General features: G+C 51.9%; 15 protein-coding genes and 1 pseudogene. 8 read left to right on the forward strand and 8 right to left on the reverse strand.

Annotated features, from left to right (window positions below; translation table 11 throughout):
- Positions 1 to 2 precede the first annotated feature (2 nt).
- From admX to cbpM, 5 genes are all read left to right on the forward strand, one after another.
- Positions 3 to 917: an HTH-type transcriptional regulator AdmX gene (admX, locus tag BEG40_RS03860; protein WP_000776563.1), complete on the forward strand. Its 915-nt coding sequence runs from the start codon at positions 3 to 5 to the stop codon at positions 915 to 917.
- 50 nt (positions 918 to 967) lie between these two features.
- On the forward strand, positions 968 to 2221 hold the full coding sequence (locus BEG40_RS03865; RefSeq protein WP_105284910.1) for a D-amino acid dehydrogenase: 1254 nt from the start codon (positions 968 to 970) through the stop codon (positions 2219 to 2221).
- Complete coding sequence (locus BEG40_RS03870) at positions 2218 to 2574, forward strand: RidA family protein (RefSeq protein ID WP_105284948.1); 357 nt, start codon at positions 2218 to 2220, stop codon at positions 2572 to 2574. Before BEG40_RS03865 ends, BEG40_RS03870 begins: the two co-directional genes overlap by 4 nt.
- A 213-nt stretch (positions 2575 to 2787) precedes the next feature.
- Positions 2788 to 3708: a curved DNA-binding protein gene (cbpA, locus tag BEG40_RS03875; RefSeq protein ID WP_105284911.1), complete on the forward strand. Its 921-nt coding sequence runs from the start codon at positions 2788 to 2790 to the stop codon at positions 3706 to 3708.
- Positions 3708 to 4013: a chaperone modulator CbpM gene (cbpM, locus tag BEG40_RS03880; protein WP_105284912.1), complete on the forward strand. Its 306-nt coding sequence runs from the start codon at positions 3708 to 3710 to the stop codon at positions 4011 to 4013. Before cbpA ends, cbpM begins: the two co-directional genes overlap by 1 nt.
- Before the next feature lie 140 nt (positions 4014 to 4153).
- Here cbpM and torD read toward each other — a convergent pair whose 3' ends face one another.
- The 3 genes from torD to torC are packed head-to-tail and all read right to left on the reverse strand — an operon-like array spanning position 4154 to position 8468.
- Entirely contained in the window at positions 4154 to 4753 is a 600-nt protein-coding gene (gene torD / locus BEG40_RS03885) for a molecular chaperone TorD (protein ID WP_105284913.1), read from the reverse strand.
- Positions 4750 to 7296, reverse strand: coding sequence for a trimethylamine-N-oxide reductase TorA (gene torA / locus BEG40_RS03890; protein ID WP_105284914.1), 2547 nt, complete (start codon positions 7294 to 7296; stop codon positions 4750 to 4752). The genes torD and torA overlap by 4 nt, the downstream gene beginning before the upstream one ends.
- Entirely contained in the window at positions 7296 to 8468 is a 1173-nt protein-coding gene (torC, locus tag BEG40_RS03895) for a pentaheme c-type cytochrome TorC (protein ID WP_105284915.1), read from the reverse strand. Before torC ends, torA begins: the two co-directional genes overlap by 1 nt.
- Before the next feature lie 129 nt (positions 8469 to 8597).
- Between torC and torR the strand changes: the two genes are divergently transcribed.
- Positions 8598 to 9290 (forward strand): two-component system response regulator TorR, encoded by a 693-nt coding sequence (gene torR / locus BEG40_RS03900; RefSeq protein ID WP_105284916.1) that lies wholly within the window; start codon positions 8598 to 8600, stop codon positions 9288 to 9290.
- Here torR and torT read toward each other — a convergent pair.
- Positions 9263 to 10291: a TMAO reductase system periplasmic protein TorT gene (gene torT / locus BEG40_RS03905; RefSeq protein WP_105284917.1), complete on the reverse strand. Its 1029-nt coding sequence runs from the start codon at positions 10289 to 10291 to the stop codon at positions 9263 to 9265. The two genes, torR and torT, sit on opposite strands and share 28 nt — an antisense overlap.
- An 81-nt stretch (positions 10292 to 10372) precedes the next feature.
- Between torT and torS the strand changes: the two genes are divergently transcribed.
- Together torS and BEG40_RS03915 are read left to right on the forward strand one after the other, a co-directional pair.
- On the forward strand, positions 10373 to 13117 hold the full coding sequence (gene torS / locus BEG40_RS03910; protein ID WP_105284949.1) for a TMAO reductase system sensor histidine kinase/response regulator TorS: 2745 nt from the start codon (positions 10373 to 10375) through the stop codon (positions 13115 to 13117).
- Between the two features lie 71 nt (positions 13118 to 13188).
- Positions 13189 to 14262: a 4Fe-4S binding protein gene (locus tag BEG40_RS03915; protein WP_000136747.1), complete on the forward strand. Its 1074-nt coding sequence runs from the start codon at positions 13189 to 13191 to the stop codon at positions 14260 to 14262.
- A 48-nt stretch (positions 14263 to 14310) separates the two neighbouring features.
- On the opposite strand, the gene BEG40_RS03920 is transcribed toward BEG40_RS03915, so the two are convergent.
- The 4 genes and pseudogenes from BEG40_RS03920 to ymcF all read right to left on the reverse strand — a co-directional run bounded on the left by BEG40_RS03920 (position 14311) and on the right by ymcF (position 14864).
- Positions 14311 to 14484 (reverse strand): GnsA/GnsB family addiction module toxin, encoded by a 174-nt coding sequence (locus BEG40_RS03920; RefSeq protein ID WP_001019202.1) that lies wholly within the window; start codon positions 14482 to 14484, stop codon positions 14311 to 14313.
- Positions 14474 to 14524 (reverse strand): hypothetical protein, encoded by a 51-nt coding sequence (locus tag BEG40_RS22270; RefSeq protein ID WP_135486412.1) that lies wholly within the window; start codon positions 14522 to 14524, stop codon positions 14474 to 14476. The genes BEG40_RS03920 and BEG40_RS22270 overlap by 11 nt, the downstream gene beginning before the upstream one ends.
- Positions 14503 to 14734, reverse strand: a pseudogene (locus BEG40_RS21690) (protein YmcE). Before BEG40_RS21690 ends, BEG40_RS22270 begins: the two are co-directional and overlap by 22 nt.
- Entirely contained in the window at positions 14676 to 14864 is a 189-nt protein-coding gene (ymcF, locus tag BEG40_RS03925; RefSeq protein ID WP_072073013.1) for a cold shock small protein YmcF, read from the reverse strand. Before ymcF ends, BEG40_RS21690 begins: the two are co-directional and overlap by 59 nt.

The raw sequence follows: 14864 nt of genomic DNA on the forward strand, positions 1-14864 counted from the left end.
TAATGAAACTGCGCCACCTGGAAATCTTCTATGCCGTGATGACATGCGGGACACTTTCCCGGGCTGCGGAATCGCTGAATATTTCCCAGCCGGCTGCCAGTAAAGCGTTAAAAAACGCTGAACAAAAACTCGGTTTTCAGCTCTTTCAGCGAGTTCGTGGCAAGCTTCTTCCAACCAGCGAAGCGATCACACTTTTTGAAAAAGCGCAGTCGATTTATCACGAACTCGATAACCTGCGACTGCTGGCCGATAACCTGACGCGAGATCCGCGAGCCAAAATAGCCCTGGGATGCCTGCCAAGTCTGGGGTTAAGTCTGGTGCCAGAAATAGTCACCGCGTTTTACCAGCAGAATGCGAATCTGGTAATGACACTGACGACAGAGCACACCGAAACGTTGGTTAAAAAGCTTGATCTGCGTGAGATTGATCTGGCTCTGACGCTACAGCCGATTCAACAGGGGGAGATTATGACGACGCTGATAGCCGAAGTTCCGCTGGTTTATATCGACCGGGACTATCGACAGGGCGCGGTAGAAATAGACAAGATTGACCAACAACGCTGGATTTCTCCCGGCCCCTATTCCCTTTCCGATGCAATAGCCAAACGGCGTGATTTTTTGACGACGCGCCTGAATGTCCAGACATATTACATGGCGACTGAATTTGTAAAACGAGGAATGGGATGCAGTATTACCGATATTTTCTCTGCCCGTCATAACCTCCCGGCAGAGACAATTCACTCCATCGAACCACCAATAAAAATTGATCTTTGCTTACTACGCCGTGCCGATGTTTCGCTTAGCCCTATTACACAAAAATTTGTCGATTTCCTCTGTCAGCAATTACGTCAGCAACTGCGAGCCATTAACCTTGAGTTATACCCTGAAAATAAAAAGTCAATTGCTCCTCAGGCCTAAATGTTTTGACATACCCCCAACGCATTTATTAGCGGTGGATATCTCAGGTGATGAAAAAACGCATTGTAGTTATTGGCGGCGGGGTAATTGGTCTGGCGACAGCATGGGTTCTGGTAAAACAGGGCCATCAGGTGCAATTGTTAGAACGCAACGGTCAGGCAGGCGTCGCCACCAGTTTCGCTAATGGCGGGCAACTCAGCTATCGCTACGTGGCCCCTCTGGCGGATAAAGGCGTACCGATGCAGGGGCTTAAGTGGATGGGGAAAAGTGACTCCCCTCTGAATATGCGTTTGCGCATGTCATTTAGCCAGTGGCGCTGGTTGCTGGCGTTTTTAATGTCCTGTAATAGCCGGACAAATAAACTCAATGGCGACCATATTTTACGCTTATCACTGTTAAGTCGTCAGGTCATGGAAGAGTGGCTGCTGGAGGATAATCTTGATGATTTTCACTGGCGCCGTTCTGGCAAACTGATTATTCATCGCCGCCAGCAAGATTTAGCCAAAGCAGCAAAAGGCATTGATCCGCAATTTCAACAGACTTTATCACGCGAAGAGTGTGTTCATCTTGAACCAGCACTAAAACATATTGGTCATTCCCTGTGCGGTGGTATTTACTCCCCCGGCGATGAAACGGCGGACTGCTATAAGTTCTGTCAGGCATTACTTGCCAAACTTAATGCCAGTGCGAATTTTTCGCTACAGACCGATTGCGAAGTTTTGCAGTTGAACAATAAAGGTGAGCGCATTGAGTCTATTACCACCCGCACTGGAACGCTGGTTGCGGATGATTATGTCGTTGCCGCCGGTAATGGCAGCACGCATTTGCTTGCCGGAACCGGGACTCACGTACCGCTCTGTGGTCTGAAAGGCTACAGTCTGACGCTCCCCTTCCCACAAAAAATGGGGATCGCACCACAAATCAGTGTCACCGACTATGGTCATAAAATTGTCTATGCCCGGCTCGGTGACCGGTTGCGCATCGCCGCCATGGTCGATATTGGCTATGACGGTACTGAACTGCGCTCTGAACGCATTGGCGCCTTAAAACAGATCGTAGCTGCCAGTTTTCCGCAACTGCAAGGTATCGATGAGGCCGAATTATGGACGGGTATGCGTCCATCCACCCCTGCGGGTCCGCCGCTATTAGGACGGGCGAAGTATCAAAATCTATGGATGAATCTTGGTCAGGGCAGTCTGGGCTTTACGCTGGCGGCGGGTAGTGCCGTGGTGTTAGGCGCTCTGCTGTCGGGAGAAGATCCTGCAATTTCACTTGATGGACTGACATGGAGCCAATCAGCTTGAATATCAAACGTAATAACCCACAACCGCGTCTTGCCGCCAGTGTGGAATATGGCAATCTTGTTTTTCTCTCCGGTCAGACACCGAAGAGCAATACTCCGTCCATCGCGCAACAAACGCGCGAAGTGCTGGAGAAAATCGACGCATTACTTGCTAAAGCTGGCAGTGATAAATTTCATCTCTTGTCTGCTCAGATATGGTTAAAAGATATCAGCCGCGATTTTGCCGAGTTCAACGACGTATGGGTTAGCTGGATGCCAGAAGGATATAGCCCGGCACGTGCTGCCGTACAAGCGGAGATGGCCCGCCCGGAGATTCTGGTTGAAGTGATGGTCACTGCGGTAAAAGCGGGATAAGTACCCATTTTCTGCCCCCTGGCAAGATAGTCATGGGGCATCCCTGAAGGTTAAACATCCCCTCTTTCACCTGCCAACATTCAGGCTGAAAATATCATTTTTAGTTATGTTGTTGTCTCTGGCCTACGATTTTTTCTGATTTCCCCTACACTTAACACTGATACCTTATCAGGGGTTTCCCTTTGTCTGTATTGATTTACGCGAGATAACGCTATGGAATTAAAGGATTATTACGCCATCATGGGCGTGAAACCGACGGACGATCTCAAGACAATCAAGACCGCCTATCGTCGACTGGCCCGTAAATACCATCCTGATGTCAGCAAAGAACCGGATGCCGAAGCCCGCTTCAAAGAGGTCGCTGAAGCGTGGGAAGTGTTGAGTGATGAGCAACGTCGCGCTGAGTATGATCAGATGTGGCAACATCGCAACGATCCGCAATTTAGCCGTCAGTTCCAGCATGGCGACGGTCAGAGTTTTAACGCCGAAGATTTTGACGATATCTTCTCGTCAATTTTCGGTCAGCATGCCCGCCAGAGCCGTCAACGCCCCGCCACACGCGGCCACGATATTGAAATCGAAGTGGCGGTATTCCTCGAAGAAACGCTTACTGAGCATAAGCGTACCATCAGCTATAACCTGCCGGTTTATAACGCCTTTGGCATGATCGAGCAGGAAATCCCGAAAACGCTGAATGTGAAGATCCCGGCGGGCGTCGGCAATGGTCAACGCATCCGTCTGAAAGGCCAGGGGACGCCGGGCGAAAACGGCGGCCCAAATGGCGATTTGTGGCTGGTGATTCATATTGCGCCACATCCGCTGTTTGATATTGTCGGCCAGGATCTGGAAATTGTGGTGCCGGTTAGCCCGTGGGAAGCGGCGCTGGGTGCTAAAGTCACCATTCCAACACTGAAAGAAAGCATTTTGCTGACTATCCCGCCAGGCAGTCAGGCCGGGCAACGATTACGCGTTAAAGGCAAAGGTCTGGTGAGCAAAAAACAGACCGGCGACCTGTATGCAGTGCTGAAAATCGTCATGCCACCGAAACCGGATGAGAACACTACCGCGCTGTGGCAACAACTGGCAGACGCCCAGTCGTCTTTTGATCCACGTAAAGATTGGGGGAAAGCATGATGGCTAATGTTACGGTGACTTTTACCATTACCGAATTTTGCCTGCATACCGGCATCTCTGAAGAGGAGTTGAATGAAATTGTCGGTTTGGGGGTGGTTGAACCGCGTGAGATCCAGGAAACAACCTGGGTATTTGACGACCATGCCGCCATTGTGGTGCAACGCGCGGTACGTCTGCGTCAGGAACTGGCGCTGGACTGGCCGGGGATCGCGGTGGCACTGACGTTAATGGATGATATTGCGCACCTGAGGCAGGAAAACCGCCTGCTGCGCCAGCGGCTTTCCCGGTTTGTGGCTCATCCGTGAGTTTGTTGCCTGATGCGACGCTTAACGCGTCTTATCAGGCCTACGATGGGCACTGTTCCCGTAGGCCGGATAGGCGTTCACGCCGCATCCGGCGGCTCTGCCATAATGCCTGATGCGACGCTTAACGCGTCGTATCAGGCTTACAAATCGGCATTATCTCTATTGATTATCGCAAGCAACAACTGGCTTAGTGCCGCGTAAAAACCAAAGCTATCATACTGACGGCAACGCGCAGCAAACTCAGGTAACCATTGCCACAGTGCCGTTAGCGTTTTTTGCCGCAAACAGTCGATTCTTCGCGCAGGAACAGTCCCCTCTCCCAGTGAAAAATGCAGATGACTTAACAACTCCAGATAGATCGCCAGATGATCTGACGGTTCGTTGAAATTGCCACTGGTTTCCATCCCCGCCTCAACTAACAAGCGTTTAATCTCTTGCTCGTCCTGTTTGTAGGCCGATGCATAAGGCAGCGCCGCTTGTCTGTCGGTCATCAGAAACAGGCCGCAAAAGTCAGCGGCGAGTTCCAGACGGGCGTCGTCACGAACCGTCAATGCGGCGATTTTAGCTTCCAGTTCGTTCACCGCCGCAGCTAACGGCGGTTCGCTTTTCAGCAAAGAAAACCATTCAGACATCTGCGCACTGGCGATTTGCGTCAGTTGTTCATCGTCCAGTTCACGGGAGAACAACTGCGCCAGCCAGGCGTAAACACAGGCAATCTGTTGTGCTGTCAGCGTGGTCATGATTTCACCTGCGACGCGGGAACATATTCGCACTGCGCCACCATCTCCACGGGGCCGTTAAACGCCGTCACCTGCTCCACTGTTCCGTTGTACTTCTCAATTTCCACCAGCGTAGTGTGCGCACTGGTCGCCTGCGCCAGCTGCGAAGTACCGATGTCGATGGTCAACACGTTGGGGTTACCGTATTTGCACAGCGCACCAGGCTCGCCACCTTTATCTGGATCGTACCATGCCCCTTCGTGAATTCGCGCCACGCCGGGCGCATAGCGGTCAGAAACTACTGCTCCTGCCAACACCTGACCGCGAGCGTTAAACACGCGTACCACATCACCGTTACGAATACCGCGCGCGCTGGCATCCTGCGGGTTAATGAACACTGGCTCTTTACCCGCTACCGTATATTGCTGACGCAGCGTTTCCGACTCACATAACTGCGAGTGAAGTCGGAAATCCGGATGCACAGATTGCAGATGCAACGGATACTTTTGCGAGCCAGGCCCACCGTGGGAGCGTTCGATTTTCTCAAACCACATCGGATGCCCCTGACAATCGTCGTAGTTCATATCGGCGATGGTTTTCGAGTAGATCTCAATCAGGCCACTCGGCGTGCCCAGCGGTTCGAGATCCGGATCTTCGCGGAATGCCTGGTGGCGAACAAACATCTGCGGATGGTCAAACTCGACGTACTCTTTGTTATTCCAGAAGTCATCAAACGCTGGCAGATGAACGCCGCGCCCTTTGCCTTGTTGTACACCTTCCTGCCAGATGCGTTTCAGCCAGCCCATTTCGTCCAGCCCTTCGGTAAAGGCTTCTTCGCGATTAAAGCGGCGGCACAGCTCGCGGAAAATATCAAAGTCGTTGCGCGCCTCGAACTGCGGCGGCACGACCTGTTTCATGGCGATAATGCCACGGTTGGAGTGGTTGCCGTACTGGTCGAGATCGTTACGCTCAAACTGCGTGGTCGCAGGCAGCACGATGTCGGCAAAGCGGCAGGTTGAGGTCCACTGGTTATCTATGGCGATAACCGTTTCCAGCTTGCGCCAGCCTTCAATAATGCGGTTGATCTGCTGATGGCGATGGAACGGGTTAGTTCCGGCAAAAATACACATTTTCAGCGGCGGCAGTTTTACCGATTTACCGTTCCAGTTGATCACTTTCCCCGGTTCGAGGATCGCATCGATAAAACGGGCAATCGGAATGGTGCTGCTGTAGCCTTTGTAGTCACTGTTGTCGTGAACAGGCGGAATCGACGTAGAGCCGGAGAAACCACTCAGAATAACGCCTTTACGCCCCGGCGTGCCTGCGCCGTTATAGTGCCAGCCAAAACCAAAGCCACCACCTGGCAGGCCAATTTGCCCCAGCATCGCCGCCAGAACGACAATCATCCACGCCCATTGTTCACCGTGCTGCATACGTTGTACGCACCAGCCTGCAATAATCTGCGTTCTGTTCGCCGCCATCTGCCGCGCCAGCCCACGAATAGTTTCGGCATCAATGCCGGTCAGTTTTTCAGCCCATGCGGCATCTTTCGGCTGACCGTCTTTCTCGCCCAGCAGATACGGCAGGAACTGCTCAAAACCCACACAGTAGTTAGCGAGGAAATTTTTGTCGTACAGGTTTTCGCTGTATAACGTATGCGCCAGCGCCAGTTGCAGCGGCACGTCAGTTTGCGGGTTAACCGCAATGTGTTTTACATGCTCGCGCCCCAGATACTCGTGAGTTGACGTCACAACCGGATCGATGCTGATGACCTCAATTTCACCTGCGGCAACTTTCTCTTTTAGCTGCTCGTAATATTCATAAACATCGTGATCCGGGCACCACCAGTTCGCTTGCTGGTTTTTCAGCAAATCGGAACCCCACAGCACAATGGTTTTGCTGTTTTGCAATACCAGCGGCCAGGAGGTCTGCTGTTCATACACTTCCATTGAGCCAACCACGCGCGGCAGGATCACCTGCGCAGCACCGGTGGAGTAATCTCCGCCCGTACCAACGCTATTACCATGTAAGGCAATAGCTTTCGCCAGCATCCCCGAAGCGTTATGGAACATCCCCGTCGATTGCCAACCACTGGCGGTCAGCAAGGCACTCGGCCCGTGAGTTTTCTGTACGCGTTCCAGTTCTTCATAGAACATGTCGAGGGCTTCATCCCAGCCCACGCGCACAAAGCGGTTATCGCCGCGCTGGGAGGTATCGCTCAGATGGCGCTTACGCAGCCAGTCCACGCGTACCATCGGGTAACGAATACGCGCCGCGTTGTGTACGTGATCCGGCAACCCGGCGATCATTTTCGACGGATATTTATCCAGTTCGAACGGTTTTGCCGCCACAAAGCGACCATCCTTCACCGTCGCGCGGATAGCTCCCCAGTGCGATCCAGTCAGAATGCCCTCTTTCGAGGTGACAGCCTCAGTAGCTGCTTGCGCCGCATTCGCACGGCGCGGCGTTAACAGTGACGGCCCCAGCATCCCGACGACAGTTAAGCCGCCGAGTTGTGCCAGAAAACGTCGACGTGATGCCTGAAAGAGATCGTTATTGTTCATTATTTTTCTTCCTTCTTATCGCCGTGAGCCTTACCTGCGGTGTCAGACGCATTCATTTGCAGATATTTCAGCAAGGTGCGTTCTTCACGTTTATCTAGACTGGTAAAGCCAATCATGCCGTTGAGCGTGCCAATCCAACCATTAGCGTCAAAGTGGGAGATTTCCGGTGCGCCGTGGCATTGATTACAGGTGCCGTTGTACAGCGAATCCGCATAAGCCCAGATCGGTTTGATATCGTTCACCATGTCGCCTTTTTTCATCCACGCGGTGGCCTGTAACTTGCTCCACTCGGTATTGGTGTCGGCTACGGTGGTTTTCTCCAGCGTTTTCACCTGCTGCTGCACATCACCACGAATCGAGGCAACAAAGATGCGTTTACCTGGCAATTGGGTGAGTACACGCTGACGTCCGGCGCTTTCCGTCCAGCCGGTAATTTCAATTTGCAGCCAGTCGCCGTCACGTTTAAGGACTTTCACTTCCGAAGCAGGCAGCAGAGAACCAGAGGCTTCTTTATCGCCTTTCGCCGCATAAATCGGCTTAATATCAATAGAGTACAGCGTGTCACCACTGTCATTAGCACTGGCGCGCAACTCATCGAACTGCTTACGGAAGCCGCTACTCATATCCGGTAACTGGTGGGCAATACCTTTATGACAGTCGATGCAGGATTGATTATCTTTCGCTGCCACCTTCATCTGACGTGCCGCTTCCGGATGCTGCTTCGCATGATCCATCGCATCGTAGTTATGGCAGGAGCGGCAGGTTGCCGAGTTGTTTTCTTTCATTCGCGCCCACTCACGCTCGGCAAGTTCCGCGCGTTTGGCTTCGAATTTTTCAGGTGTATCAATGGAGTGGGCAATAAAGGTCTGGTAGATGTCGTTGCTCGCTTCCAGTTTGCGCTTCACCATGCCTGGAATATCCGGCGGGATATGACAGTCATGGCATTCAGCTCGCACGCCGGAGGCGTTCTGGAAATGCACCGACTGTTTATATTCTTCATACACCGGTTGCATACTGTGGCAACTGACACAAAATTCGGTTGTGCTGGTGACTTTGATCCCAACGTGTGGCAACACAATCAGCGCAATGCCAATCACAATCCCAATAGCGACCAGCGCCAGTACCGACCAACGAGCACTGGGTCGGCGTAGCGCGTTCCAGAGTTTCCGCATAATAGCCCCTGTAAAATTATGGTTTAGTGAAGCGATCTTAATGAGTAAATATGAACAGCGGCACTGGTCAGGATGAACGGCTTACGGCAGAATATGAACAGATATGAACAGAATGAGTAAAACCCTCTGATGCCACATCACATTGTTATTGTTGAAGATGAGCCAGTTACCCAGGCACGATTACAATCCTACTTCACTCAGGAGGGGTATACCGTTTCCGTTACGGCGAGCGGTGCCGGGCTGCGGGAAATTATGCAGAATCAGCTGGTAGATTTAATTCTGCTGGATATCAACTTGCCCGATGAAAATGGCCTGATGTTAACCCGCGCCCTGCGGGAACGCTCAACGGTGGGGATTATTCTGGTTACCGGACGCAGCGATCGGATTGACCGCATTGTCGGACTAGAAATGGGCGCAGACGATTACGTCACCAAACCGCTGGAACTGCGCGAACTGGTGGTGCGGGTGAAAAATCTGCTCTGGCGCATCGACCTCGCGCGACAGGCTCAACCGCTCACTCAGGACAACTGCTATCGCTTTGCGGGTTATTGCCTGAATGTGTCGCGCCATACGCTGGAGCGGGATGGCGAGCCGATTAAACTGACCCGCGCAGAGTATGAAATGCTGGTGGCGTTTGTGACCAATCCCGGCGAAATTCTCAGCCGTGAACGTCTGCTGCGTATGCTCTCTGCGCGTCGGGTGGAAAACCCTGACCTGCGCACCGTCGATGTGTTAATTCGTCGTTTACGCCATAAACTCAGCGCGGATTTACTGGTGACGCAACATGGCGAAGGTTATTTCTTAGCCGCTGATGTGTGCTGATAAAAATAGACCGGACGAAATCCCCCTGGCGACAGCGAGCGGCGGATATGTTCACGGTCAGCATTTTTCGGCGTCAGAACTAAAATCGGTGGGCTGACATTATCAGACACCGATTGTCCCTGTAATTGCCTGATAGCCTGCTCGACCGCCAGTTCCCCCTGCCAGACCATTTGATCGCTGGCAGCCATAATCACTCTTCCCCGCTTCAGCCCGCGATACACCTGATGTGAAAGATAAAACGACACCACGGTAAGCGGCGTTTTCAGGTTGCGCCCTTCGCCCATTGCCGCCTCTGCCGCAATGGCCGTTCCGGCAACGACGTCGATTTCTGGATGGCGCTCCAGCATCTCCTGCAACAGGTTGCGCTGGATTTCAATATCGTTGTCACCTAGCGCAATATCAACAATACGTACCGGACTTCCGGTAATGGCTGTGCGGAATCCCTCGACCATCTCCTTACTGCCCCCTGCGTTATCGGGGCCAGGCATCAACAGTACGTTCAGTGGTTTTCCGTGGCTCCATTGCACCAGATATCGCCCTGGCTGATAACCCATCTGAAACCAGGGCACGCCAACGCGGCTTTTTATCTGTGAGCCGTCAATGGCATTCACCAGTTCGATCACTGGCAGACTTGCTACCAGCTTTTGCAGATCGGGAAATGACGTCGTGCTACTACCGAGCAAAATGGCCTCTGCGCCCCACTGTTTACACTGGTCGATTTGTGCTTGCTGGGTAGCTAACTGACTGTAACCGCCTGCCTCCAGCACTTTTAAATCCACACCGTAGCGGCGAGCGGCCTCCTGCATTCCATAGTTCAACGATAACCAGTATGAATCTTTCAGGCTGGGGTAAAGCGCACACAGTTTCCATGCGCGTTTGGCTTTAAGCGGCATAGAGGCTCGCACCATGAAATGCTGCGCATCATGCCAGCGCAACAGGTTATCAGCCGAAAATGCCGACAACATGAAAAGAGAAAGAAGTAAAAATAGCAGTACGCGCATGATAGCCTCATCAATAATAAGGCTTTATGCTAGATGCATTCCGCTTTGCGACTCAACCTTTTTCACCTTAGTGCACCGGCCGTGAATTTAACCCTGACCCGAAGACTCTGGATGGGCTTTGCCCTGATGGCGCTGTTAACCCTGACCAGTACCCTGGTGGGATGGTACAACCTGCGTTTTGTCAGCGAGGTGGAAAAAGCCAATACTCAGGCATTGATTCCTACCATGAATATGGCGCGCCAGTTGAGCGAAGCCAGCGCCTGGGAACTTTTCGCCGCGCAGAACCTGACCAGTGCCGATAACGAAAAGATGTGGCAGGCTCAGGGGCGAATGCTCACCGCACAAAGCCTGAAGATTAACGCATTGCTGCAAGCGTTACGGGAACAAGGTTTTGACACCTCCGCGATTGAACAACAGGAGCAGGAGATCTCCCGTTCGTTACGTCAACAAGGGGAGCTGGTGGGGCAGCGTTTGCAACTGCGCCAGCAACAACAGCAACTCAGTCAGCAGATTGTCGCCGCCGCCGATGAAATCGCACGCCTGGCGCAAGGTCAGGCGAATAACGCTGCAACCTCCGCCGGAGCTACCCAGGCCGGGATTTACGATTTGATCGAACAACATCAGCGTCAGGCCGCAGAAAGCGCACTCGACAGGCTGATTGATATCGATCTTGAGTATGTTAACCAGATGAATGAACTGCGCCTTAGCGCCCTGCGGGTACAGCAAATGGTGATGAATCTGGGGCTGGAGCAGATCCAGAAAAATTCGTCAATGCTGGAAAATCAGCTCAATAATGCAGTGAAAATTCTGCAACGTCGGCAAATACGTGTTGAAGATCCGGGGGTTCGTGCGCAGGTCGCAACTACGTTATCTACCGTTCGCCGTTATAGCGATTTACTGGTGCTTTATCAGCAGGACAATGAAATCAGCAATCGCCTGCAAACTCTCACCCAAAATAACATCGCCCAGTTCGCGCAGTTTAGTAGCGAAGTCAGTCAGCTGGTCGACACCATTGAGCTGCGTAATCAGCACGGACTGGCGCATCTGGAAAAAGCCAGTACACGCGGGCAATACAGCCTGTTATTGCTGGGAATAGTTTCACTTTGCGCACTGATTCTGATCCTCTGGCGTGTGGTTTATCGTTCAGTCACTCGCCCACTAGCCGAACAAACGCAGGCGCTGCAACGCTTGCTGGACGGCGATATCGACTCCCCTTTCCCGGAAACCGCTGGCGTGCGGGAACTGGATACCATTGGGCGGCTGATGGATGCGTTTCGCAGCAGTGTTCATGCGCTTAATCGCCACCGCGAACAACTGGCGGCGCAGGTCAAAGCACGCACGGCCGAATTGCAGGAGCTGGTAGTAGAACACCGACAGGCACGGGCGGAAGCAGAAAAAGCCAGCCAGGCAAAATCGGCATTTCTGGCGGCGATGAGTCATGAGATCCGCACACCGCTGTACGGTATTCTCGGCACCGCGCAACTGCTGGCAGATAACCCCGCACTTAACGCCCTGCGTGATGATTTGCGGGCAATTACCGACTCTGGAGAATCGCTGCTGACCATCCTTAACGATATTCTCGATTATTCGGCTATCGAAGCAGGCGGCAAGAATGTTTCGGTCAGCGATGAACCCTTTGAACCACGCCCGCTGCTGGAAAGTACCCTGCAATTAATGGGCGGACGGGTGAAAGGTCGTCCGATTCGACTGGCAATGGAAATTGCCGATGATATGCCGACCGCGTTAATGGGCGATCCGCGACGTATTCGCCAGGTTATTACCAATCTGTTGAGCAACGCCCTGCGTTTCACTGACAAGGGGCAGATCGTTCTGCGCAGTCGCACTGATGGCGAGCAATGGCTGGTCGAAGTAGAAGACAGCGGCTGCGGTATTGCTCCCGCGAAACTAGTAGAAATCTTCCAGCCATTTGTTCAGGTGAGTGGCAAACGCGGCGGCACCGGGCTGGGGCTAACAATCAGTAGCAGTCTGGCTCAGGCGATGGGCGGCGAACTGAGCGCCACCAGCACGCCGGAGGTTGGAAGCTGTTTTTGTTTACGCTTGCCGTTACGTGTTGCCACTGCACCCGTGTGCAAAACAGTCAATCAGGCTGTACGTCTGGATGGTGTACGTTTGCTGTTAATTGAAGATAACCCGCTAACCCAGCGAATTACCGTTGAGATGCTGAACACCAGTGGTGCGCAGGTCGTTGCCGTGGGAAATGCCGCGCAGGCAATAGAGACGTTGCAAAATAGCGAACCGTTTGCTGCCGCACTGGTGGATTTTGATCTGCCGGATATCGATGGAATTACCCTTGCCCGGCAACTGGCACAGCAATATCCGTCGCTGGTTTTGATTGGCTTTAGCGCCCATGTCATCGACGAAACGCTACGCCAGCGAACCAGTTCGCTCTTTCGCGGGATAATCCCTAAACCGGTGCCGCGTGAAGTGCTCGGTCAGTTACTGGCGCACTATCTCCAACTGCAAACCAATAACGATCAATCGCTGGATGTATCGCAACTCCATGAAGATGCTCAGTTAATGGGGACGGAGAAGATTCGCGAATGGCTGGCATTATTTACACAACATGCCCTGCCACTTCTCGATGAAATAGACGCAGCCCGCGCCAGGCAGGACTGCGAAAAAATCAAACGTGCCGCGCACCAGCTAAAAAGCAGCTGCGCGAGTCTGGGAATGCGTAGCGCCAGCCAGCTATGCGCGCAACTGGAGCAGCAGCCATTATCTGCGCCCCTCCCACACGAAGAAATTACACGCAGTGTTGCCGCTCTGGAAGCGTGGTTGAATAAGAAAGACCTGAACGCGATTTGAATCAATATCAGCCAGTTAAGAATATTTAGAATAGTGGCATTTATTATGCAACTTAACGGGCTGGCAAAATCATGACAGAGAAAAAAAGAACCCGCTGGCAGCGGCGGCCAGGCACGACGGGCGGCAAATTACCGTGGAATGACTGGCGCAATGCCACGACCTGGCGTAAAGCGACGCAATTATTACTGTTAGCAATCAATATTTATATTGCCGTCACCTTCTGGTACTGGGTGCGCTATTACGAAACGGCAGGTAGTACGACATTTGTCGCCAGACCGGGAGGCATCGAAGGCTGGCTACCGATTGCCGGTCTGATGAATCTGAAATACAGCCTTGAGACAGGTCAATTACCTTCCGTCCATGCCGCTGCGATGCTGTTGCTGGTCGCTTTTATCATCATCAGTCTGTTGCTGAAAAAAGCCTTTTGTTCATGGCTATGTCCGGTTGGTACGCTTTCTGAATTAATCGGCGATCTCGGGAAAAAACTGTTTGGTCGGCAATTTGCCCTTCCCCGCTGGCTGGATATTCCTCTGCGCGCAGTGAAATATTTGCTGTTGAGTTTTTTTCTCTATATCGCGTTATTGATGCCCGCTCAGGCGATTCACTATTTTATGCTATCGCCCTACAGCGTGGTGATGGACGTTAAAATGCTCGATTTCTTTCGCCATATGGGAACAGCGACGTTAATCAGCGTGATCGTTTTACTGATTGCCAGCCTGTTTATTCGCCATGCCTGGTGTCGTTATCTTTGCCCATATGGTGCGCTGATGGGACTGGTTTCATTATTTTCGCCGTTTAAGATTCGTCGCAATGCCGAAAGTTGTATCGACTGCGGCAAATGCGCAAGTAATTGTCCGTCACGGATACCTGTCGATAAATTAATCCAGGTTAGAACGGTGGAATGTACCGGCTGTATGACCTGTGTCGAGTCATGTCCGGTCGCTTCAACATTAACTTTTTCGCTGCAAAAACCTGCGGCAAATAAAAAAGCCTTTGCGTTGTCTGGCTGGTTAATGACGCTACTGGTTCTGGGGATTATGTTTGCGGTGATTGGTTATGCGATGTATGCGGGCGTATGGCAAAGCCCGGTGCCAGAAGAATTGTATCGACGCTTAATTCCGCAAGCACCAATGATTGGTCATTAAAATAGCAACAAGCGGAACATCACCTCGTGCGGGGTGATGTTCACAAAATCACATTATTTTGATTTTGACGTCATAACCTTCAAGCCCGGTCATTTTCTCCCGCGCAGTAAAGCGAATTTCAGAGACTTCTTTCCCTGTGTTCTTATTCAACTCGGCGATTTTTTGCGCAATAAACTCGGAGATTTCCGTTTCGGCTTGTTTTTTTAGCTCTTCAATATTCACTGTTAACCTCTTCTGGTCTTAAAAGACAGCAACACGCCAGCAAGGTGTTGGTTCCGATCCCCTGGTCAGGTTAGAAATGTTATAAGCCATCTGCATGAAAGATTCAATAATCAGTAGGTTATCGCTCAATATGCGTACAGGGATAAGTGCAAACAGAAGATATAAAAAAGGCTCCACGAGGGAGCCTGATATTATTTTGTGAAATCCAGCGGCGTATGGTCAGTGCGTATTTGCAAGGCAACGTTATCAAAGGTGATCATCGTCGATTTACAGAAAATACACTTAGCGCCCAAAGGGTTTCGCTCCGTCACATCGAATGCCGATGTGCGGTACTGTGAACCATGACAACATGGACAGCGGAAATGGAGATGTTGAGTAAT

It is taken from the genome of Escherichia sp. MOD1-EC5495, assembly GCF_002965965.1.
Taxonomy (GTDB): Bacteria; Pseudomonadota; Gammaproteobacteria; order Enterobacterales; family Enterobacteriaceae; genus Escherichia; species Escherichia ruysiae.